The organism is Halomonas sp. E19 (assembly GCF_052439355.1).
GTDB lineage: Bacteria > Pseudomonadota > Gammaproteobacteria > Pseudomonadales > Halomonadaceae > Halomonas.
Window position 1 is genome coordinate 1,254,239 of sequence record NZ_JBNFWU010000001.1, and the last position, 20,286, is coordinate 1,274,524.

Annotated in this window: 11 protein-coding genes and 6 pseudogenes; 10 read left to right on the forward strand and 7 right to left on the reverse strand. The window is 65.6% G+C overall.

The features are described 5' to 3' along the window. Window positions 1-6 precede the first annotated feature (6 nt). Together pqiB and ACUDAL_RS06710 are read right to left on the reverse strand one after the other, a co-directional pair. The gene (gene pqiB, locus ACUDAL_RS06705; RefSeq protein ID WP_444677589.1) at window positions 7-1,683 is read right to left on the reverse strand and encodes an intermembrane transport protein PqiB; all 1,677 of its coding nucleotides are present in this window, start codon (window positions 1,681-1,683) and stop codon (window positions 7-9) included. Then, window positions 1,684-2,936: pseudogene (locus ACUDAL_RS06710) on the reverse strand (PqiA/YebS family transporter subunit). Window positions 2,937-3,187: 251 nt separating this feature from the next. Here ACUDAL_RS06710 and ACUDAL_RS06715 point away from each other — a divergent pair. The 8 genes and pseudogenes from ACUDAL_RS06715 to ACUDAL_RS06750 form a co-directional block, all read left to right on the forward strand. After that, window positions 3,188-4,152 (forward strand): annotated as a pseudogene (locus ACUDAL_RS06715) (calcium/sodium antiporter); the annotation flags it as partial. 328 nt (window positions 4,153-4,480) lie between these two features. Further along, a pseudogene (locus tag ACUDAL_RS06720) lies at window positions 4,481-5,892 on the forward strand (cytochrome ubiquinol oxidase subunit I). A 3-nt stretch (window positions 5,893-5,895) separates the two neighbouring features. Then, a pseudogene (gene cydB, locus ACUDAL_RS06725) lies at window positions 5,896-6,905 on the forward strand (cytochrome d ubiquinol oxidase subunit II). A 3-nt stretch (window positions 6,906-6,908) separates the two neighbouring features. After that, window positions 6,909-7,763, forward strand: coding sequence for an ABC transporter transmembrane domain-containing protein (locus tag ACUDAL_RS06730; RefSeq protein WP_444677590.1), 855 nt, complete (start codon window positions 6,909-6,911; stop codon window positions 7,761-7,763). Then, window positions 7,700-8,311, forward strand: a complete 612-nt coding sequence (locus ACUDAL_RS06735) for an ATP-binding cassette domain-containing protein (protein ID WP_444677591.1) — start codon at window positions 7,700-7,702, stop codon at window positions 8,309-8,311. Before ACUDAL_RS06730 ends, ACUDAL_RS06735 begins: the two co-directional genes overlap by 64 nt. Beyond that, window positions 8,296-8,595, forward strand: a complete 300-nt coding sequence (locus ACUDAL_RS06740; RefSeq protein ID WP_444677592.1) for an ATP-binding cassette domain-containing protein — start codon at window positions 8,296-8,298, stop codon at window positions 8,593-8,595. The genes ACUDAL_RS06735 and ACUDAL_RS06740 overlap by 16 nt, the downstream gene beginning before the upstream one ends. Further along, on the forward strand, window positions 8,582-10,300 hold the full coding sequence (cydC, locus tag ACUDAL_RS06745) for a thiol reductant ABC exporter subunit CydC (RefSeq protein WP_444677593.1): 1,719 nt from the start codon (window positions 8,582-8,584) through the stop codon (window positions 10,298-10,300). The genes ACUDAL_RS06740 and cydC overlap by 14 nt, the downstream gene beginning before the upstream one ends. A gap of 42 nt (window positions 10,301-10,342) precedes the next feature. Beyond that, entirely contained in the window at window positions 10,343-11,338 is a 996-nt protein-coding gene (locus ACUDAL_RS06750) for an adenosine deaminase (protein WP_444677594.1), read from the forward strand. 77 nt (window positions 11,339-11,415) lie between these two features. Here ACUDAL_RS06750 and ACUDAL_RS06755 read toward each other — a convergent pair whose 3' ends face one another. After that, entirely contained in the window at window positions 11,416-12,420 is a 1,005-nt protein-coding gene (locus ACUDAL_RS06755) for a cytochrome-c peroxidase (protein ID WP_444677595.1), read from the reverse strand. A gap of 219 nt (window positions 12,421-12,639) precedes the next feature. Here ACUDAL_RS06755 and msrP point away from each other — a divergent pair. Together msrP and ACUDAL_RS06765 are read left to right on the forward strand one after the other, a co-directional pair. Beyond that, window positions 12,640-13,602 (forward strand): annotated as a pseudogene (gene msrP, locus ACUDAL_RS06760) (protein-methionine-sulfoxide reductase catalytic subunit MsrP). Window positions 13,603-13,633: 31 nt separating this feature from the next. Beyond that, a complete protein-coding gene (locus ACUDAL_RS06765) occupies window positions 13,634-14,233 on the forward strand; it encodes a sulfite oxidase heme-binding subunit YedZ (RefSeq protein ID WP_444677596.1) in 600 nt (199 codons plus the stop codon). A 48-nt stretch (window positions 14,234-14,281) separates the two neighbouring features. Here ACUDAL_RS06765 and ACUDAL_RS06770 read toward each other — a convergent pair. From ACUDAL_RS06770 to guaD, 4 genes and pseudogenes are all read right to left on the reverse strand, one after another. After that, window positions 14,282-15,654, reverse strand: a pseudogene (locus tag ACUDAL_RS06770) (NCS2 family permease). A gap of 175 nt (window positions 15,655-15,829) precedes the next feature. Continuing rightward, entirely contained in the window at window positions 15,830-18,019 is a 2,190-nt protein-coding gene (locus ACUDAL_RS06775; RefSeq protein ID WP_444677597.1) for a putative bifunctional diguanylate cyclase/phosphodiesterase, read from the reverse strand. A gap of 15 nt (window positions 18,020-18,034) precedes the next feature. Next, on the reverse strand, window positions 18,035-18,697 hold the full coding sequence (locus ACUDAL_RS06780) for a hypothetical protein (RefSeq protein ID WP_444677598.1): 663 nt from the start codon (window positions 18,695-18,697) through the stop codon (window positions 18,035-18,037). Between the two features lie 125 nt (window positions 18,698-18,822). Continuing rightward, window positions 18,823-20,139, reverse strand: a complete 1,317-nt coding sequence (gene guaD / locus ACUDAL_RS06785) for a guanine deaminase (protein WP_444677599.1) — start codon at window positions 20,137-20,139, stop codon at window positions 18,823-18,825. Between the last annotated feature and the right edge of the window lie 147 nt (window positions 20,140-20,286).

Genomic DNA, 20,286 nt, shown 5'->3' on the forward strand with positions numbered 1-20,286 from the left:
AATGGCTCACGGGCGCCGTGGGGCCCTGGGCAGCGGATCTTCGGCGTCCAGGCTGTCGAAGAACAGGGCACGGGGGTTCTCATTGAGCGTTCGCGTCACCGGCTGCAGGTCGCGCATCAGCCGTTCCAACCGCTCGGCCGCCGCGGTGAGTTCGCGGTAGCCGCTGGAGTCGGGCGATACCCCTGCCAGGGTCTCCTGCAGCGCCGCCAGCGTGGCGTTCAGGTTGCCGGGCAGGCTGCGGGTGGCCGGGTCCTCCAGCAGTGTGTGCAGCGAGCCGCTGAGCTGACGCACTTCATCCAGCATGGCCTCGGATGCGTTCAGGTTGCGTTCGATCCCGGCCAGCAGCGGTTCCACCTCCAGCGCATTGAGCTTATCCAGCAGCGCGGTGACCTGGGCCTCGATCTGGGCAAAGCCACCGGAAATGGTGGGGAAGACGCTGCGATCGCTGAAGGTCTCGGCCACGTAGGTGTCGGCTTCGTCGCGGTGGAAGTTGACGTCGACGAACATGGCGCCGGTCAGCAGGTTGCCCGACTTCAGCGAGGCGCGCAGGCCGACCCCGAACAGGCGCAGGAAGCGTTCGTCCCACTCTTGCAGGTCGACCTGCTGGTTCTCGATCCCCAGCCGCTGGGGCTCGATGCGAATCAGCACGGGAATGGCAAAGCCGTTGCGGGTTTCCGGCTGCGAGGCGGTGAACTGCCAGGGCACGGCCGCGACGGTGCCGATGCGTACGCCGCGAAATTCGACTGGGGCGCCGCGGGCCAGGCCGCGCACGCTGTCCTCGACCAGCAGCACGTACTCGAGGTAGCGGTTGAAGGTGCCCTGGCGGGCGCTGTCTTCATCGGCGTAGAGGTTGAAGGTGGCGTCGTTCTCTACCGGAGCACCGCGCGGCAGGTCTTCCAGCACGCCGAAGGTGACGCCGCCGCCCAGCAGGGCCTCCAGGGACTCGACGTTGACCCGGATGCCGTTGGCGTCCAGGCGCAGGTCCACGCCGCTGGCTGACCAGAAGCGGGTGCTGTCGGTTACCAGGCGGTCATAGGGGCTTTCGATGAAGATGCGCTGATGCATGCGGCGCGACTCGGCGTTGAAGTTGACCTCCTCCACGCGGCCAACCGTATAGCCCTGGTAGGAGACCGGGTCGCCGGGGCGCAGCGAATTGCCGAGCTGGCTGATCAGGTTCACGCGCAGCCCGGCGGCATCGGCGGGCGCCACCGGGGGCAGGTCGCTGACCTGGAAGTCACGCACGCCCGGTTCGCCGGGCCCTGGCGCCAGCTGCAGGTAGGCACCCGAGAGCACGGTGCCAAGGCCGCTGATGCCCTCTCGGCCGATGCGCGGCTTGACTACCCAGAAGCGGCTGCCTTCGGTGAGCATGGCCTCGGTATCGGGGGCCATGCGCGCCGTGATCACCGTATGGCTGAGGTCATCGGAGAGGCGCACGCTGGCGACGCGACCGACCTCGACGTTGCGGGTCTTGATCAGGGTGCTGCCCGCCTCGATGCCCTCCGCGTTGCTCATGGTCAGGGTGATCAGTGGCCCGCGGCTGCGATAGTTGTCATAGACCAGCCAGAGCCCGATCAGCACGGCCACGATCGGCACGATCCAGATCGGCGACAGGCGGCGCTGGGGCGTGGCGCGTGCCCGGTGCAGGTCGCGGGAGTCGGTTCGGTCGTGAGGTGACACACTCATTCAGGGGGTTCCTTGCACGGAGGAGGCTTCGCGCGGCAGCGGCGAGTCCCAGATCAGGCGCGGGTCGAAAGTCATGGCGGCCAGCATGGTCAGCACCACCACGGCACCGAAGGCGAGGGCGGCGGGCCCGGGCGTGATCGACATCAGGGCGCCGGCCCGTATCAAGGCGACCAGGATGGCGACGACGAAGACGTCCACCATCGACCAGCGGCCGATGAATTCGGTAAGGCGATAGAGCCGCGTGCGGCTCGTGGCGTTGAGTTCATTGCTGCGCTTTACCACCAGGCACAGCCAGGCGAGTGCAACCAGCTTGCCGACCGGGACGATCACGCTGGCCACGAAGATGACCGCGGCGACGGGCCAGGAGCCCAACTGGATCAGCTCCACCACGCCGCCGACGATGGTGGAGGGTGCGGTATGGCCGAGGCTGGTGGTGGTCATGATTGGGTAGACGTTGGCCGGGATATACAGGATCGTGGCCGCCGCGAGCAAGGCCCAGGTGCGCTGCAGGCTGTGCGGTAGGCGCGTATGGAGGGGCTCGCCGCAGCGTCCGCACTGCCCATGCCCGTCGGCGTCGAGCCGATTGACCAGGCCGCAGGTAGGGCAGCCGGTCAGGCCTTGTTCGGCGGCAGTGACTCCGGTGCGGGCGCCTTGCGGGGCCGGGGCTCGCCGGCAAGCGAGAACCACATCCAGTCGGCGTCGATCGACTGCATGGTGAACAGCAGCAGCAGGGCGAAGGCGCAGAAGGCCCAGAAGGCGATACCCAATTCGATCTGCGCCATGCCGGCGATCTTGATCAGGCTGACCAGCGCACCGATGATGAAGACATCGGCCATCATCCATGGGTTGAGGTGGGCGAGCGAGCGGGCGATGGCGCGACTGGCCGGCAGCGGGCGGCGCTGCAGCAAGCCGAGCTGCAGCCAGATCACGCCCAGCAGGTACACGGCGGGCAGTACGGCGATGGTCAGGATCACGGCGATGGCGACCACCGGTTGGTGAAAACCGATCAGGGTGGTGGCGGTCTGGGTGAGCTCGATGCGGTTGCCGAAGCCGCCAACGCTGAAGCTGACGAAAGGAAACGACACGGCCAGCAGCAGTGCTATCAGGGCGGCGAGGGCCAGCGCCATGCTGCGCTGAGCGGGTCGTCGGTGGCGGCTGACCAGGGTGTGGCTACAGCGCGGGCAGCTGGCCTGCTCTCCGGGTCGCAGTGGCGGCAGCTTCACCAGCAGGTCGCATTCATGGCAGGCGCGCAGACGTCGCCGGCTGTGCCGTTGTGCAGGTGCCCGACCAGGCGGCGATGTTGCCGCATGGGGGAGCTGTTGAAAGTGGACCTCGACACGAGCGATAGTACCTGCGAACCAAGGAAGTGATGGCTGGGATGCCAAAAACTTGAGTTACGCGACCCAGTCAGGTGTGGCATTCCTCGCCTTCTTGAAGTGTGACACGTTGACGGCGCGCCTACCATATACAAACATTCGCCCCTGAATGTTCCCGAGGAAATACCATGTGGCTTCCCTTTCTGGCCGTGGCAGTGGGTCTGGTGCTGCTTGTCTGGAGCGCCGAGCGCTTTGTCGACGGGGCCGCGGCTACGTCGCGCCTGCTGGGCGTTTCACCGCTGCTGGTCGGCATGCTGGTGATCGGTTTCGGCACGTCGGCGCCTGAGCTGATGGTTTCGGCCTTGGCCGCCGGCCAGGGCAACCCGGGCCTGGCGCTGGGCAATGGCTATGGCTCCAATATCGCCAACATCGGGCTGATTCTCGGCCTCATGGCGCTGCTGTCGCCCCTGGCCGTGCATTCGGGCGTGATCCGCCGCGAGCTGCCGCTGCTGGCCGGGGTCACCCTGCTCTCCGCGCTGCTGATGTGGGGAGGAATGATCGGCCGGCTGGAAGGCAGCCTGCTGCTGCTGTTGCTGGCCGGTATCATCGCGCTCAGCATTCACCAGGCGCGCCGTTCCGGCCCCGATGCACTGGCCGACGAGACCGAGGAGAGCCTTGATGCCAAGCCGATGTCGCTGCGGGCAGGGATCGTCTGGACCCTGGTAGGGCTGGCGCTGCTGGTGCTGAGTTCCCGCATCCTGGTGTGGGGCGCGGTGGCGATCGCCCAGGGGTTGGGCGTGAGCGACCTGATCATAGGCTTGACGGTGGTGGCCATTGGCACTTCGCTGCCCGAGCTGGCCTCCTCGTTCAGCGCACTGCGGCGCAACGAGCACGACCTGGTGGTCGGCAATGTGGTGGGCTCCAACCTGTTCAACACCCTGGGGGTGGTCGGGCTGGCCGCGGTGATCCAGCCGATCCAGGTGGGCAGCGAGGTGCTGCTGCGCGACTGGAGCGTCATGGCCGTCATGACGGCGCTGATGGTGGTTTTCGCCCTGGGCTGGCGAGGGCGCCCCGGGCGCATCAACCGCTGGGAGGGCGGGCGCTGCTGCTGGGCTTCGTGAGTTATCTGCTGTACATGGTGTGGCTGGTGCTGCAGGGGCCTGGCGGGGGTGAACGCGACAACACGTCACAGGTCATAACAGGACGTGAGCGCTTCGCTCTAGTAGGCTTGATCGGCTCAAGCACATCACAAGCACAAGACACGGTAGTCTCGGAGCCTGGTTTGGGTAGCGTATTGTAGGGTTTTGTATATCAGCTATCCCTTGCATAGCGCTCTGTTCTAGGCTCTACCCAAGTGCCGAGGAGGAATGCGTCACGGCAGCGCTTTGCAGCGCTGCCGCAGGCATAACAATGCACCCCTGTATGTGTGCGCCCGCATCCCTTTGGACGTGAACTCTTAGGCAGCCAAGAGGCATTACGTCATGGAGCTTGATCCCCTACTCCTGTCCCGCTTGCAATTCGCCTTTGTCGTATCGTTCCACGCCATCTTTCCCGTCTTCACCATCGGCCTGGCGTCCTACATCACCGTGCTGCATGCGCTCTTCTACAAGACGCAGAATCCCGCTTGGGACCGCCTGGCTTACCTGTGGACCAAGGTGTTCGCCGTGGCCTTCGGTATGGGGGTGGTATCGGGGATCGTGATGTCGTTCCAGTTCGGCACCAACTGGAGCAACTTCTCTCAGGCCAGCGCCAACTTCATTGGTCCGCTGTTGAGCTATGAGGTGGTCACCGCCTTTTTCCTCGAGGCGGCCTTCCTCGGCGTGCTGCTGTTCGGTCGCGGGCGCGTGCCGCAAGGGGTGCACCTGTTCGCCGCCTCCATGGTGGCACTGGGGACCTTCATTTCGACTTTCTGGATCCTGGCGGCCAACAGCTGGATGCACACGCCGGCGGGGTCGACTTCATCGATGGCAGCTTCCGCGTCACCTCGTGGATGGAAGCGATCTTCAACCCGTCGTTCCCCTACCGCTTCGCGCACATGGCAATGGCGTCGTTCATCACCGGCGGCTTCGTGGTGGCGGGCGTCAGCGCCTGGTACCTGATGATCGGCCGGGACGTCGAGGCCAACCGCAAGGCGCTCTCCATGTGCCTGTGGATGCTGCTGGTACTGACCCCGACCCAGGCCTTCGTCGGTGACCTGCATGGCCTCAATACCCTGGAGTACCAGCCGACCAAGCTGGCGGCCATGGAGGGCAACTGGGAGACCAAGCAGGGGGCGCCCTTCCTGGTCTTCGCCTGGCCGGACCAGGCCGCCCAGCAGAACCGCTTCGAGATCGGCATTCCCTACGCCGCAAGCCTGATCCTTACCCATGAGCTGTACGGGGAGGTACCCGGGATACTCGAGGCGCCACCCGAGGAGCAGCCGCCGGTGGCCCTGGTGTTCTGGTCCTTCCGGACGATGATCGGCATCGGCTTCCTGATGATTGCGGTCTCGCTGGTGGGGCTCTACTTGCGCCGCGGCGGCAGGCTCTATCACTCGCGCCGCTATCTGCAGACGCTGCGGCTGATGTCGGTCACGCCGTTCATTGCCGTGCTGGCAGGGTGGATCACCACCGAGTCGGGGCGGGCGCCGTGGCTGGTGTACGGCATCATGACGCACGCCGAAGGGGTCACGCCCTCGCTGACCGGCGGCATGGCGCTGTTCACCTTGATCGGCTACATCAGCGTTTACGCCATCATCTTCTATGCCGGCACCTACTACCTGACCCGCGTCATTCGCTACGGCATGCAGCCCAAGGACGAGGAGAAGATGGTCGACGACTTCGAGACACCCAAGCGGCCCTTCTCCGCCACGCATACGCCGTTTGACGACAATCCTGCCAAGAGCGAGGGCTGAGCCATGGAAATGTTCGACCTCTCCCTGATCTGGGCGCTGATCATCGGCTTCGGCATCATGATGTACGTGCTGATGGACGGCTTCGACCTGGGCCTTGGCATCCTCTTCCCGTTCGCCCCGGACGAGGATGCCCGCGATGTGATGATGAACACGGTCGCGCCGGTGTGGGATGGCAACGAGACCTGGCTGGTACTGGGCGGTGCCGGGCTGCTGGCGGCCTTTCCGCTGGTCTACACCGTGTTTTTGCCGGCGCTCTATATCGGCGTGTTCCTGATGGTGGCGGGGCTGGTGTTTCGCGGGGTGGCCTTCGAGCTGCGCTTCAAGTCGCGGCGCGACCGGCGCAACCGGCGCCTGTGGAACCTTGCTTTCAGCGGCGGCTCGGCGGTGGCCGCCTTTGCCCAGGGGCCGTGGTCGGCACGTATATTCAGGGCTTCGAGACCCAGAACGGTGTCTTCGTCGGCGGTGCCTTCGACTGGCTGACGCCGTTCACAGTGCTGACCGGTATCGGCATCATGTTCGGCTATGCGCTGCTGGGCACCACCTGGCTGATCCTCAAGTCGGAGGGCTACATTCAGGCCTGGGCCTACAAGCTGACCACGCCGCTGCTGATCGCGGTGCTGGTGATCTTCGCCATCATTAGCGTATGGACACCGCTGGTGAACGATGTGGTGTGGGAGCGTTGGTTCGGACACCTTCACGTGATCTGGATCCTCCCCGCCCTGACCCTGCTATGCATGTTCGGCGTGTTCTGGTCGGTGCGCCGCCAGCGCGAGCTGCTGCCGTTCATGGCTACGCTGGGTATGTTCCTGTTCACCTACCTTGGGCTGGTGGTCAGCAAGTGGCCCTGGATCGTGCCGCCCAACTACACCATCTGGGATGCCGCCTCGGCGCCAGAATCGCAGCTGTTCCTGCTGATCGGGGTGCTGTTCGTGCTGCCCTTCGTGCTGGGCTACACGTTCTGGTCGTATTGGGTGTTCCGCGGCAAGGTGAGGGCCGGCGAAGGCTATCACTAGCGCATGGGCGAATCACCGGGGAAGCGCACCCCGCGCGGCTGGCTTGCCGCGCACGGCGCCAAGCAGCAGGGCTGGCTGGCGCTGGCCTGGCTGGGCGGGGTGGCGGCCGGGGCGGCCACGGTCGCCCAGCTGGCCTGGCTGGCCTGGATCATCAGCCGGCTGCTGGTCGATGGCGCCGAGCTTGCCTCGCTGAGCGGGGCCTTCCTGGCTATCGTCTCGCTGCTGCTGGTACGTGCCCTGGCCCAGTGGGGACAGGAGGTAGCCGGCCAGCAGGCCAGCCTGCGCATTCGTCATGCGGTGCGGCGTGAACTGCTGGCGCATCTCGCGGCGCTGGGCCCGGTGCGTGCCGGCGAGCGCCACTCGGCGAGCCTGGCCAGCCAGCTGGTGGAGCAGGTGGAGGCGCTGGACGGCTATTTCGCGCGCTTCCTGCCCCAGCTTCGCCTGGCCGTGGCCATTCCATTGCTGATTCTAGCCGTGGTGTTCTGGCTCGACTGGCTGGCGGCGCTGTTCCTGCTGCTGTCGGCGCCGCTGATTCCGCTGTTCATGGCCTTGGTCGGCATGGGGGCCGAGCGTCTGAATCGCGACCAGTTTGCCGCGGTCAGCCGGCTGGCAGGTCATTTCCTCGACCGGGTGCGCGGCATTGCCACGCTGCAGCTCTTCCATCGCACCCGCGAGGCGACCGCGGACGTGCACCTGGCCGCCGATCACTACCGACGCCTGAGCATGCGCACGCTGCGCGTCGCCTTCTCTCTTCCGCGGTGCTCGAGTTCTTCGCCTCGGTCGCCATCGCGGTGGTGGCGATCTACGTCGGCTTCGGGCTGCTGGGCTACATCGACTACGGCCCCTCGGAGGCGCTGACGCTGTTCAGCGGCCTGCTGGTGCTGCTGCTGGCGCCAGAGTTCTTCCAGCCGCTGCGCACCCTGGCCCAGCACTACCATGACCGGGCGGCTGCGCTCGGAGCCGCGGATGGGCTGCTGGCCTTCCTCAACGAGACCCCCAGGGCGAATCCTGCCGCCGCGGTGACGCTGGCCGCCCCGGGTCCGCTGCTGAGACTCAGCGAGATCACGCTGGAGCATCCGGGACGGGGGCGCGTGCTTGGCCCGCTCAGCCTGGTGATACAGGAGGGCGAATGCCTGCTTCTCACCGGCCCCTCGGGCGCCGGAAAGTCGGCGCTGCTGCAGGTGATGGCCGGCTTCGTGACGCCGAACCAAGGCCAGCGCCAGGCGCGCACCGGCTTGACGCTGGCGTGGATGGACCAGCGCCCGCTGCTCATCCACGGCAGCCTGGCCGACAACCTGCGCCTGGCAGCGCCCGATGCAAGCGAGTCCCAGTTGCGCGACGCTTTGGCGCTGGTCGGCCTCGGCCCCTGGTGGCGGCATTGCCGCACGGCATGGCCACGCCGCTAGGCGAGCGCGGCGTCGGGCTGTCGGGCGGCCAGGCCCAGCGCCTGGCGCTGGCGCGGGTGTTTCTGTCCAACGCGCCGCTGGTGCTGCTCGACGAGCCCACGGCCAGCCTTGACGACGCCACCCAGGCGCAGGTGATTGCATCGCTCGCCGAGCTGCGCCGGCGCGGGCGTACGCTGGTCGTGGCCAGCCACCACCCGGCGCTGCAAGGCCTGGCGACGCGGCACCTCATGCTCGAGGCCGGCGGGCTGCTGCCGCGCCAGGAGGATGGCCATGGCGGACCCTAGGCTCTCGACCACGCTGGCGCCCTGGCTGCGCCTGCTGGCACAGCGCCGTCGGCGCCTTGCCGTCGGGGTGCTGTTGCTGGCCTTGACGCTGTTTTCCGCCATCGCCCTGCTGGCGCTATCGGGCTGGTTCATCACCGCCAGTGCCCTGACCGGCCTGGCGTTGGCCGCCGGCCTCGCCGCGCGGCTGGACGTCTACGTGCCGGGAGGCGGCATCCGCCTGTTCGCCGTGACCCGTACCGTGGCGCGCTACCTGGAGCGACTCTACAACCACGATACGGTGCTGCGCCTGCTGGCCGATCTGCGCGGCCGCCTGTTTGCCGCCCTGGCGAGGCTGGACGCGCGCACCCTGCAGCGCCAGCGCGCCAGCGACTGGCTCAACCGGCTCACGGCAGACATCGATACGCTGGACGCGCTCTATCTGCGCCTGCTGGCACCGCCGGCGGTGGCGCTACTGGCGCTGCTGCTGCTGGCGGGTTTCCTGGCGCTGTGGGTCCCCGCCGCCGGGCTTGCCGTGCTGCTGCTGCTGGGGCCGACCTGGCTGTGGCTGACGGCCGGGCAGGCCTGGTGGGGTATGGCGCCCAGCCGGCGCCAGGTGTCGCACTTGCAGCGCCTGCGCAGCCTCGCCATCGAGCATGTGCAGGGGCAGGCCGAACTCGAGGCCTACGATGCGCGGCAACATCACGGCCAGGCGCTGCTGGCGCAGGAGGCGCAGCTGCAGCGGGACCAGGCCCGGCTGGGGTGGCGGGGCGGGCTGGGCATGGCGCTGGTCAATGCCATGGTGGGTCTGTGCATGCTGCTGTGCCTGTGGCTGGCCGCCCTGGCCTGGCAGCAGCAGGCCATCAGCGGTGCTGTCATGGTCATGGTGCCGCTGGCCGTGCTGGCCGTGGGCGAGGCCCTGGCCGGCTTGCCTGTCGCCTTCACTCAAATGGGTGCTACCTATGGCGCCGCTGAGCGCCTCAACCGGCTGGAGCGGGCGGCGCCACGGCAGGGCCAAGCTTCATACTCGCCCTTGCCGCAAGGGCCTCTGGCACTCGGGCTCGATGGCGTTGCGCTGCATTATCAGGATGCCCTGGAGCCAGCGCTGCAGGGCATCGACCTGGCGATAGCGGCAGGCGAACGCGTGGCCGTGACCGGCACCTCGGGTGCCGGCAAGTCGAGCCTAGCCGCGCTCGTCACGCGGCGCCTGCCGCCTACCAAAGGTGCGATCACGCTGGGGGGCGTGGCGCTGGAGCGGGTGGCGGAGCCCGACCTGAGGGCGCGGGTGGCGGTGCTCGATCAGCGTATCGACCTGTTCCAGGACAGCCTGGCCGCCAACCTGCGGCTGGCGGCGCCCGAGGCGGACACAGCCCGCCTGTGGCAGGCGCTGGAGTGGGTGGACCTGGCGGCATGGGCCCGTGAACTGCCGGCCGGGCTCGAGACCCCGGTAGGCGAGGGTGGGCGCGCGCTTTCCGGCGGGCAGGCCAGGCGCCTGGCGCTGGCGCGGCTGTGGCTGCGCGACCCGGGGCTGGTGATTCTCGATGAGCCGTTCGCCGGCCTGGATGCCGCCACCGCGGCGCGGCTGGCGCTGCACCTGGATACCTGGCTAACGGGGCGAACCGTGCTCTACCTGGTCCATCAGCGCGGTGCGGGCGGCATCGACCCGCCCGGTATCGACCGCGAGGTGCGCCTGCTGGCAGGAAAGCTGACCGTTTGCGCAAATCGCTGATATGTCTCAGGATGACAAGAAAACCGGCAACGAGGTGACCTCATGCGCGATTTCCTCCAGCGGCTGCCCAAGGCGGAGCTGCACCTGCATATCGAAGGCTCGCTCGAGCCGGAACTGATGTTTACCTTGGCGGAGCGCAATGGTGTCACGCTGCCCTACGATTCTGTCGAGGCGGTAAAGGCGGCCTACGAATTCGACGACCTGCAGGGGTTCCTCGATCTCTATTACCAGGGCATGAGTGTGCTCAGGAGCGCAGAGGATTTCCATGACCTGGCGATGGATTACTTTCGCCGTGCCCATGCCGACGGCGTGGTGCATGTGGAGATGCACTTCGACCCCCAGGCACACTTGGCCCGCGGCGTCGAACTGGAAACGGTGATGGAAGGGCTTGGCCTGGCCTGCCGTGAGGTCGAGCGCGAGCTGGGCATGTCGACCGCCATGATCATGGCGTTCCTGCGCGACCGGCCCGCCGAGGAGGCCATGGCGGTGCTGGAACGAGCGGCACCCTACTGGGAGCTGCTCGATGCCGTGGGTCTGGACAGCGCTGAACGGGGTCACCCGCCGTCGAAATTCACCGAAGTGTTCCGGCGCGCGAAGATGCTGGGCATTCCCCGGGTGGCCCATGCCGGGGAGGAGGGGCCGCCGGAATATATCCGCGAAGCGCTCGATCTGCTCGAGGTGTGTCGCATCGACCATGGGGTACGCTGTCTGGAGGATCCGGCACTGGTGAACCGGCTGCGTGACGAGGGCGTGGTGCTCACGGTGTGCCCACTTTCCAACGTGCGCCTAAAGGTTGTGCAGGATCTCGCGTCCCACCCGCTGCCGCAGCTGCTTGACGCCGGGCTGCGCGTGACGCTCAACTCCGACGACCCCGCCTACTTCGGTGGCGGCATGCTGGCCAATTTCCTTGCCTGCCACGAAGCCTTCGGCTGGTCGCGTGAGGTCTTCGTGCAGCTGGCCGGCACGGCTATCGAGGCGGCTTTCATAAGCGACAAGCGCCGCCTCGAGCTGCATCGCCAGCTGGCCAGCAGCGTCTGACAACGAAATACCCCCGGCGAGTGCCGGGGCGTGTCGTTATTGTTGTTCCCTTCAAATGTCCCTGCGACTGGGCCAGCCTAAGGCAGCGCCGGCACTTCGAACTCGGGCATCTTGCCGGTCAGGGTGTGCAGGAAGGCGGTGATATCAGCGATAGTATCGTCCTCGAACTCACGGTTCAGCATCTCGCGACCCATGATGGCCACGGCTTCTTCCAGTGTCTCGGTGGCGCCGTTGTTCATGTACGGGTAGGTCACGCCCACGTTGCGCAGGGTCGGGGTGCGGAACTTGTACATGTCGGCTTCGTCACCGGTCACGTCGAAGCGACCCACATCGGTGGAGCCGGGCACCTGAATCGCCCAGAAGTTGCTGTCGGTGAGCGCCGGGCCGCTGTGGCAGGCGATGCAGCCGGTGTCGACGAAGGCCTGCATGCCGCGCTTCTCCTGGTCGTTGAGCGCCGCCATGTCACCCTGCAGGTAGCGATCGAACGGGGAATTCGGCGTGTTCAACGTGCGCTGGAAGCTGGCCAGCGCCTGAGCCAGGTTCTCCTTGTTGATCGGATTCTCTTCACCGGGGAAGGCCTCGGCGAATTTCTCCTGGTAAAGCTCGAAGCCTTCGAGCCGCTCCAGGGCTGCATCGAGGTCCATGGCCATTTCGATATCTGCCTGGATCGGACCCAGCGCCTGGCCCTCGAGATCGGGCTCGCGGCCGTCCCAGAACTGTGCGTTGAGGAAGCCGGAGTTCAGCACGGTGGGGGTATTGCGGTCGCCGATTTGGCCGTCGTGGCCGGTAGCGCGCGGAATGCGGTCGCTCCAGCCCAGCGCCGGGTTGTGGCAGGTGGCACAGCTGATGACGCCGCTGGAGGAGATTCGCGGCTCGAAGAACAGCATGTTGCCAAGCTGCACTTTCTCCTCGGTCAAGGAGTTGTGTGCCGGAATGGGCGGAAGGTGGGGCAGTGGTTCGAAGCGGTCGCGATAGTCACCGAGGCCATCATCGGCAGCCACGCCGCCCGAAACCGCAAGCGCGGCGCCCAGAGAGACTGCGGCGACGAGACGGGCCGGTCGAGCAAGAGCGTGTTGAATCATGGCGAATCTCCAGCAGGAGTTAAGGCATAAGGGTCTTGTTGCCCTGCAAGCTTAGGGTTTTGGCTTGACGCATATCAACCAAGTGGAATGCTCGGAATAGGGTGGGGTTTGAGCTGTGTCAAAATGTCTTTCGGTATTTATAACGCTTGTTTGCATAACCCTTGTACTACGCTGACTTTCGTGTTCCCTGTTCTGTCTCTGCCAGAGGAGGCCCGTACCGTGCGCTATCGTTACCCGAGGATTCCCGAGTCGGAAGTGACTCCCAGGGCGCTGTTCGAGTCACGCCGTCGTTTCTTGCGTCATGGGGCGGCCCTGGGGATGGCGGCGGCCCTGCCGGGGCTGGCTTGGTCGCCTTCCGCCAGCGCCAGGCGCGACGGGCTGCAGGCCAGCCTTGCCGCTGACTTGCCCAGCGTATCGCTGGCAAACGGAGAGCCCTTGACCTCGCTGCGTGACATCACCACCTATAACAACTTCTACGAGTTCGGCACCGGCAAGCGCGACCCCGAGACCTTCGCGCACCGGCTCGTCACCGACCCCTGGTCGCTGACCATCGAAGGGGAAGTGGACAAGGCAGGTACCTTTGCCCTCGAGGATGTGCTGAAGCACCAGGACCTGGAGGAGCGCATCTACCGCCTTCGCTGCGTCGAGGCGTGGTCGAAGGTAGTGCCCTGGATCGGTTTTCCGCTGGCGGCCCTGCTCAAACGCCACGAGCCGACCTCGCGCGCCCGCTACGTGGTGTTCGAATCGATCCACGACCCCGACAACCTGCGCGGCCAGCGCCGCTCCATCATCGAGTGGCCCTATCGCGAAGCCTTGCGCATCGACGAGGCGATGCATCCCTCACGCTGCTGGCCGTCGGCCTCTACGGCGAAGTCCTGCCCAACCAGAGCGGTGCGCCGATCCGCCTGGTGGTGCCGTGGAAATACGGCTTCAAGAGCATCAAGTCGATCGTGCGCATCGCCCTGGTGGAGGAACGCCCCACGCCTTCGTGGGTGGCGCAGAACCCCGCCGAGTATGGCTTCTATGCCAACGTCAATCCGCAGGTTGACCATCCACGCTGGTCTCCAGGCGCGGGAGCGCAGGATCGGCGAGAGCGGTAGGCGCGAAACGCTGATGTTCAACGGCTACGGCGAGCAGGTGGCGTCGCTCTACGCCGGCATGGACCTGAGTGAGCACTACTGATGAAGCGACGAGCTTCGCGTGGAGTCAGCTCATGCTGAGCGGGCGCGCGCGCATCACCATCTTTCGTCTGCTGGTGCTGGCCATCGGGGCCTTGCCGGCACTCTGGCTGGGGTGGCAATGGTTCTACGGAGACCTGGGCGCCGTGCCCGGTGAGGCGGTGGTGCACTTCACCGGCAAGACGGGGCTGACCCTGCTGCTGGCCACGATCGCCTTCAGCCCGGCCTTTCGCTTCACCGGCTGGGTCGGCTTCATGGTAGCCCGCCGCCAAATCGGCCTGTGGGCCTTCTTCTGGTTGGTGGCCCACATGCTGGCCTGGATGGGGCTGGACCAGTATTGGGACTGGCCTTGGATTCGCCGTGAAATGGTCGAGCTGCCCTACATTCGCTACGGCGTGGCTGCGCTGCTGCTACTGGTACCCCTGGCTGTTACTTCCTTCGCACGTGTGCGGAAGGCCATGGGCTGGACGGCCTGGCACTGGCTGCATCGCCTGGTCTACGTGGCGGCGGCGCTTGGCGTGGTGCATTTCTGGATCCTGACCCGCGCCGACTACCTGCTGCCGACGCTTTTCGCCGCCGCGCTGGCGGCGCTGGTGCTGTTCCGGCTCATCGACGCCGCCATCCATCGCCAATGAAAAGGGTGCGGGCAAGTGCTCGCCCCTTCGCCTCTTAGGCTCAGTCCCTTAGTGCGTAGTAACCAGCATCACCACGCTAAGCGCAGCCGAGACCCACATCGCCGGCTTGATGTCGTAGAGCTTGCCGGTGGCCAGCTTGATCAACACGAAGCTCAGGAAACCGAAGGCGATGCCCAGGGTGATCGAGTAGGTCAGCGGCATCAGGATGATCGCCAGAAAGGCCGGGAACGCCTGCTCGAACTGCGTCCAGTCGATCTTGCTCACCGGCGCCAGCATGAATAGCCCGACCAGCACCAGGGCCGGTGCGGTGGCGATGCCGGGCACCAGCGACAGCAGCGGCGAGAGGAACAGGAACGGCAGGAACAGCAGGGCGATGGTGACCGCCACCAGGCCGGTACGCCCGCCCTGGGCCACGCCGGCGCCGGACTCGATGAAGGTTTGCGCTGCACTGGTGCCCAGCGGTGCGGCGATCATCGAGGCGAAGGCGTCCACGGTCATGGAGCGCTTGAGGTTGCGCGGATTGCCGTCCTTGTCCTTGAGATCGGCGGACTCGGAGAGCGCCATGAAGCACGACAGCGCATCGAAGAAGTTGGTGAACAGCATGACGAAGATGAACGGCAGGTAGGCGACCTTGAGCGCGCCCCAGATATCCACCTGCATTACCGCGCTGAAGTCGGGCCAGGCGGCGATACCGCTCCACTCCACCACCACGTCGCCGCCCCACATCCGCCCCATGGGCGTGGCCAGCAGGGTGGTCAGCGCAATGCCCAGGATCAGCGCGCCGTTGAAGCGCATGATCACCAGGATGGCGGTGGCCATCATGCCGATGAAGAAGGTGATCAGCGAGGCGTCCATGCTGCCCAGGGTGACCAGGGTGGCGTCGCTTCCGACGATGAAACCGGCGTTCTTGAAGCCGATGAAGGTGATGAACAGACCGATGCCGCAGGTGATGGCATAGCGCAGCGAAGGCGGAATCGCATTGATGATCGCTTCGCGCACGTTGAACATCGCCAGGGTGGCGAACAGCACGCCGGACCAGAACACGCAGCCCAGTGCCACTTCCCAGGAAAGCCCGGCGCCTTGCACCAGGGTGTAAGTGAACAGCGCGTTCATGCCCATGCCCGGCGCCACCAGAATCGGGTTGCGGGCATACAGGCCCATGGCCAGGCTGCTCATGAAACTGATCAGCACGGTGGCGGACAGCGCCGCCGAGAAGGGATGCCGGCGTCGGAGAGAATCGCCGGGTTGACCACGATGATGTACATCGAAGCCAGGAAGGTGGCGATGCCGGCGAGGATCTCGGTCCTGAGCGTCGAGCCGCGCCGGGTCACGCCGAAGTAGGCATCCAGCCAGCGCGCCCGCGCCAGTTCGTTCGCACGCGGTTGAGGCGTCACCTTGTCTGTCAGGGAGGTCGGTTCCATTGCAGCGTCCATTGTTGTTGGTATGTCGTCGTTGTCATCGGGCATGAGTTTGACCGGGTGGTCAGGTATGCGCGACCCTCAGCCTAGCCAATGTCTGACCGGTTGGACAGGTGGTGCCGACTAACGTCGTAGCCCACAGGCGCTTAAAGGCACCCGGGCTGAACCAGGAAAGCTTTCAGGGTCGGGGTGTAGGCGAGGCGTGGCCAGCGGCAGTAGGCTTGGAGGAGGCCGATGCGAGAAAAGCGTGAAGCTGATCGGCGGGCAGCGGCTTGCAGAAGAAATAGCCCTGGAAGGCATGGCAGCCGTGTTGGCTCAACAGTTGCCATTGTTCCTGCGTTTCCACCCCTTCAGCAATCACGTCGAGCTGAAGTGCCAGGCCCATGGCGATGATGGCCCTGACGATCGCAATGCCGTCCGGGTTGTGGGCAAAATCGTTGACGAAGCTCTGGTCGATCTTGATCTGGTCGAGCGGCAGGCGCTTGAGATACTGCAGCGAGGAGTAGCCGGTTCCGAAATCGTCGATGGCGAAGCGCAGCCCCAGCATCTTTAGACGATGCATGGTGGCAACGACGTCATCCATCTTGTCCAGCAGGGTGCTTTCGGTGAGCTCCAGCTTGAGCTGCTGTGCGCTGGCGCCGGTCACGGCCAGGATCCGCTCGATCTGTTCCACCAGGTCGCCCTGGTAGAACTGGCGGGCGCTAACGTTCACGGCCAGGGTCAGGTGGTCGGTTCGCGGATCCTGCTGCCACAGGGCAAGCTGGCGGCAGGCGCTCTCCATGACCTGGTATCCCAGCGGCACGATCAGGCCGCTTTCCTCTGCCAGGGGAATGAAATCGGCCGGCGAGACCAGGCCCCGCTGGGGGTGTTGCCAGCGCACCAGGGCCTCGGCGCCGATGGGGTGGCCCTGGGTATCGAACTGCAGCTGGTAGACGACGAAGAACTCCTCGCGTTCCAGGGCAAGACGCAGGTCGCGCTTCAGCTCGTTGCGGTACTCCAGGGTGGCCTGAACATCCGGATCGTAGAAAAAGATCGCATTTCGCCCTGACTTCTTGGCCTGGTGGCAGGCGGCGTCGGCATACTTGAACAGCGCTTCCGTGCTGTCTTCCTCGCCACGGAACATGGCGACCCCCAGGCTGGCGGAAATGAAGATCTGCTTTTCATCGATGCTGAATGGCTGCGTCAGGCAATGACGCAGCCGATCGGCGAACGCTTCGGCATCGGTAGCGGCCTGCTTGTAGCGGGTCGAGAGCGAGTCGAGGATCAGCACGAATTCGTCGCCGCCCAGCCGACCTACCGTACAGCCTTCCAGCTTGTGCGTTTCCAGGCGCTGAGCCACCTTTCGCAGCAGCCGGTCGCCGGTGCCATGGCCATAGCTGTCGTTGACGCTCTGGAACAGGTCGAGGTCAAGATAGATCAACGCGCCGTAGGCCCGGGTGCGATTGCTCAGCTGCAGCGCATGGTCAAGCTGTTCGGCCATCATGCGCCAGTTGGGCAGGGCGGTCAGGCTATCGAAGTAGGTCAACCGGTGCAGTGACTCTTCCGCCAATCGGCGCTGCTTCTCGCTCTCGCGCAGCTGCAGCAGGGCTGTGGCAATAGGGCGTAGCTCACCTCGGGTGTCATCAGCCATGGCCTGGAGACTCTCCAACTCGGGCATGCCGTCGCGCTTCTTGGTCAGTCCCACGATGGCATTGGCCAGTATCAGCAGGTTGCGATTCAGCCGTCTGGCAGAAAGGATGGCGACGCCGAGCAGTATCAGTAGCGCTATCCCTGCATAAAAGCCCAGGCGATTGAAATGGCGGAGCTGGGCTGCATGGGAATCGCTGCTGCGCTGGGCGGCGCGTTCCGCCAGCGCGGCGGAGAAATGATGGGCCAGGCTGGAAAAGCGAATGAACTGGCCCTGGGCTGCCATCATGTAGTGCTGTGCGGTGTTGGCATCGATGGTGGCGCTATCGCTGGCCATGATGATGAAGCGACGATACTCACCAAATGCCCCGAGCATGGCCGCGGCGCTGCCGTGATTCAGGTCAACCAGCAGCGGGGATTCGCTGAGTTCGGTCACTTGCTGGCCGAGGTCAGCCAGCGCATTCACGAAAGCGGAGTGCCGCCGGTAGCGGGCCAGGGCATCAAGCTCGCCGGCATGGGCCAGGTCCAGGGTTTCGATGACCTCGGCATGCAGCTGAGCCAGCGCGCGCTCGTATTCAGCGGCCTGTTGAAGGGTATTGAGATCGGCCAGTTGGCGGCTGTGATTCTGCCCGATTTGCTCTTGCAGCCCTGACATGGCCACATAGGCAAGAAGCAGGGCCGGGGCCAGCACCAGCATTGTCGGCAACAGGAATAGCGTGGTCAGGCGTCGGCCCGGCTTCATCCCCAACCTCCCCGCTCAAGGTTCTGGCTTCATCAGCTCCGGCCACTGGTCGGGTTGGATGGAAGCGCGGTAGAGAAAGTCGCCGTTACCTTGGGGCAAGAAGATGACCAGGGTGCCTTCCGGGGGAAAGTAATCCATCAGGTCGGCCAGGTTGGGGCCATGTGCTACCACGACGCGGTTGGCACCTGCGGCGACGGGCTTGCTCAGCAGTTCGCGCGTACGCGCAATCACTGGCGCTTTTTCGCTGTCGGTCATGGCAGCGGTGTATTGCAGGTAGTGGTCGGCTTCGAGGCGCACGGAGGGGAAGACCGCACGGGCGGTGTCCAGTGCCCGGCAGAAGGGGCTGACGCGGATGGGCTCGTGAAGAGGCCAGTCGAAATGCGCAAGCTGTTCGGACAGCACCGCTATGAGCTGCCTGCCTTCAGCGGACAGGGGACGTTGGGTGGTGCAATCGGCGAGGTCTACCGGCACCTGATCAGGCACACCGGCGTCCGTGGGACCATGGCGCAGGTAAAGGACATGGCCGCCTTGATAGAGCGCTGCCAGCAGATGCTCGCTTGGCAGCTGGGGCGTGTGCGCCACCGCATGCGCATCGAAAAGAAGCGTCAGCCCGACAAGAGCGGTCAGGTGCCGCCAACGGGTCGCGTGCCGATGAGTCTTCTTGTGATGGGTCGCCACGACTTTACCTACATAACATTCGCATTAAGCGAATAATGCCATGCAGCATGACGACGCCACCAGTACCTCGTTAGTCGACCTAATAGCTTCCTTGTTTGTCATGATGATGACCTGGTACTGCCTGCTCAGGTACGGCGATGCTGGCAGCGTCCCCCGGCCCAGGTTTCCAGAATGCTGCGGTCGTCGCCCAGCATCATCAGGGCGAACAGCCGCTCGCCGAGGGTCTTGCAACGCGCGTGACGCCGCCCAAGCAGCGGTGAGCCGTCGGGGTCGATCACGACGAAGTCGGCTTCCATGCCGGGGGCGAGGCGGCCGATCTTGTCGTCCAGCGAGAGCGCCTTGGCGTTGCCCAGGGTGAGGCCGTATAGGCCTTGCCAGGCGGTGAGCGGCTGGCCGCGCAGTTGGCCTACCTGATAGCCGGCCTTGAGCGTGGCGAGGCCGGAGAGATCGGTACCGCCGCCGATGTCGCTGGCGTAGGTGATGTTGAGGCCGACCTCGCGTGCCGCCAGGCGGTCGAACAGGCCGCTGCCGAGGAACATGTTGGAGCTGGGGCAGAAGGCGATGTTGGCGCCGCGCTCGGCCAGCCTGCCACGCATCTCCTGGTCGAGGTGTATGCCGTGCGCGAAGGTGCTGCGCGGGCCGACCAGGCCGGACTGCTCGTAGACTTCGAGATAGTCGCGGCTCTCGGGGAACAGCTCGGCCACCCAGTCGAGTTCGCCGGGGTTCTCGGAGAGGTGGGTCTGCAGCCACAGGCTCGGGTCGTTGCGCAGCAGGCCGCCGGTGGCGTCGAGCTGCTGGCGGGTGGAGGTCGGCGCGAAGCGCGGAGTCAGGCTGTAGCCCAGGCGCGCGGTGCCGTGCCACTCGGCGATCAGCCGCTCGGTGTCGCGAATGCCGCCGTAGGTGTCGTCGCACAGCGCTTCGGGGGCGTTGCGGTCCATCAGCACCTTGCCGGCCAGCATGCGCAGGTCGCGCTCGCGGCAGGCCGAGAAGAAGGCTTCCACCGAGGTGGGGTGGCTGGAGCAGAACACCTGGGCGGTGGTGGTGCCGACCCGCAGCATCTCGTCGAGGAAGGCGTTGGAGATCACCTCGGCCCGCTCGCGCTGGGCGAAGCCGCACTCTTCGGGGAAGGTGTACTCGTTCAGCCAGTCCAGCAGCTGACGCCCGTAGGAGGCCATGATCTCCAACTGCACGTAGTGCACGTGGCTGTCGATGAAGCCGGGCATCACCAGCTTGCCGCGATGATCCACCGTCTCGATGCCTTCGGGCAGGCGTGGCGCCAGCGCTGCGTAGTCGTCGATGGCCTTGATGCGGCCGTTCTCCAGCCACAGCGCGCCGTCGGCGTAATGGCGCACGCTGCCTTCGGCGGGGCTGTCGCCTTCGCCGGGATCGGCATCGAAGCTCAGCAGTTCGGCGCGTATCACGCGGGAGTCGTTGTTCGTCATGTCTGGGGCTCGTTATCCATTGAAGCTTGAGCTTGTCTGAGCATGGCACAGGAGCGGCCGGTGGCAGGTCGTAGCGAAGGTCATTTGCCATGGATGGCAAATGTAGCGCCCATGGAAGGGTTCACAGCGCCTTCGCGGAGGCCTGCC

Coding starts and splice junctions, on each gene's coding strand:
- cydC (WP_444677593.1), top strand. CDS start 8,582: ATGGCGGACCCTAGGCTCTCGACCACGCTGGCGCCCTGGCTGCGCCTG.
- ACUDAL_RS06730 (WP_444677590.1), top strand. CDS start 6,909: ATGGGCGAATCACCGGGGAAGCGCACCCCGCGCGGCTGGCTTGCCGCG.
- ACUDAL_RS06740 (WP_444677592.1), top strand. CDS start 8,296: ATGGCCACGCCGCTAGGCGAGCGCGGCGTCGGGCTGTCGGGCGGCCAG.
- pqiB (WP_444677589.1), bottom strand. CDS start 1,683: ATGAGTGTGTCACCTCACGACCGAACCGACTCCCGCGACCTGCACCGG.
- guaD (WP_444677599.1), bottom strand. CDS start 20,139: ATGACGAACAACGACTCCCGCGTGATACGCGCCGAACTGCTGAGCTTC.
- ACUDAL_RS06750 (WP_444677594.1), top strand. CDS start 10,343: ATGCGCGATTTCCTCCAGCGGCTGCCCAAGGCGGAGCTGCACCTGCAT.
- ACUDAL_RS06755 (WP_444677595.1), bottom strand. CDS start 12,420: ATGATTCAACACGCTCTTGCTCGACCGGCCCGTCTCGTCGCCGCAGTC.
- ACUDAL_RS06765 (WP_444677596.1), top strand. CDS start 13,634: ATGCTGAGCGGGCGCGCGCGCATCACCATCTTTCGTCTGCTGGTGCTG.
- ACUDAL_RS06775 (WP_444677597.1), bottom strand. CDS start 18,019: ATGAAGCCGGGCCGACGCCTGACCACGCTATTCCTGTTGCCGACAATG.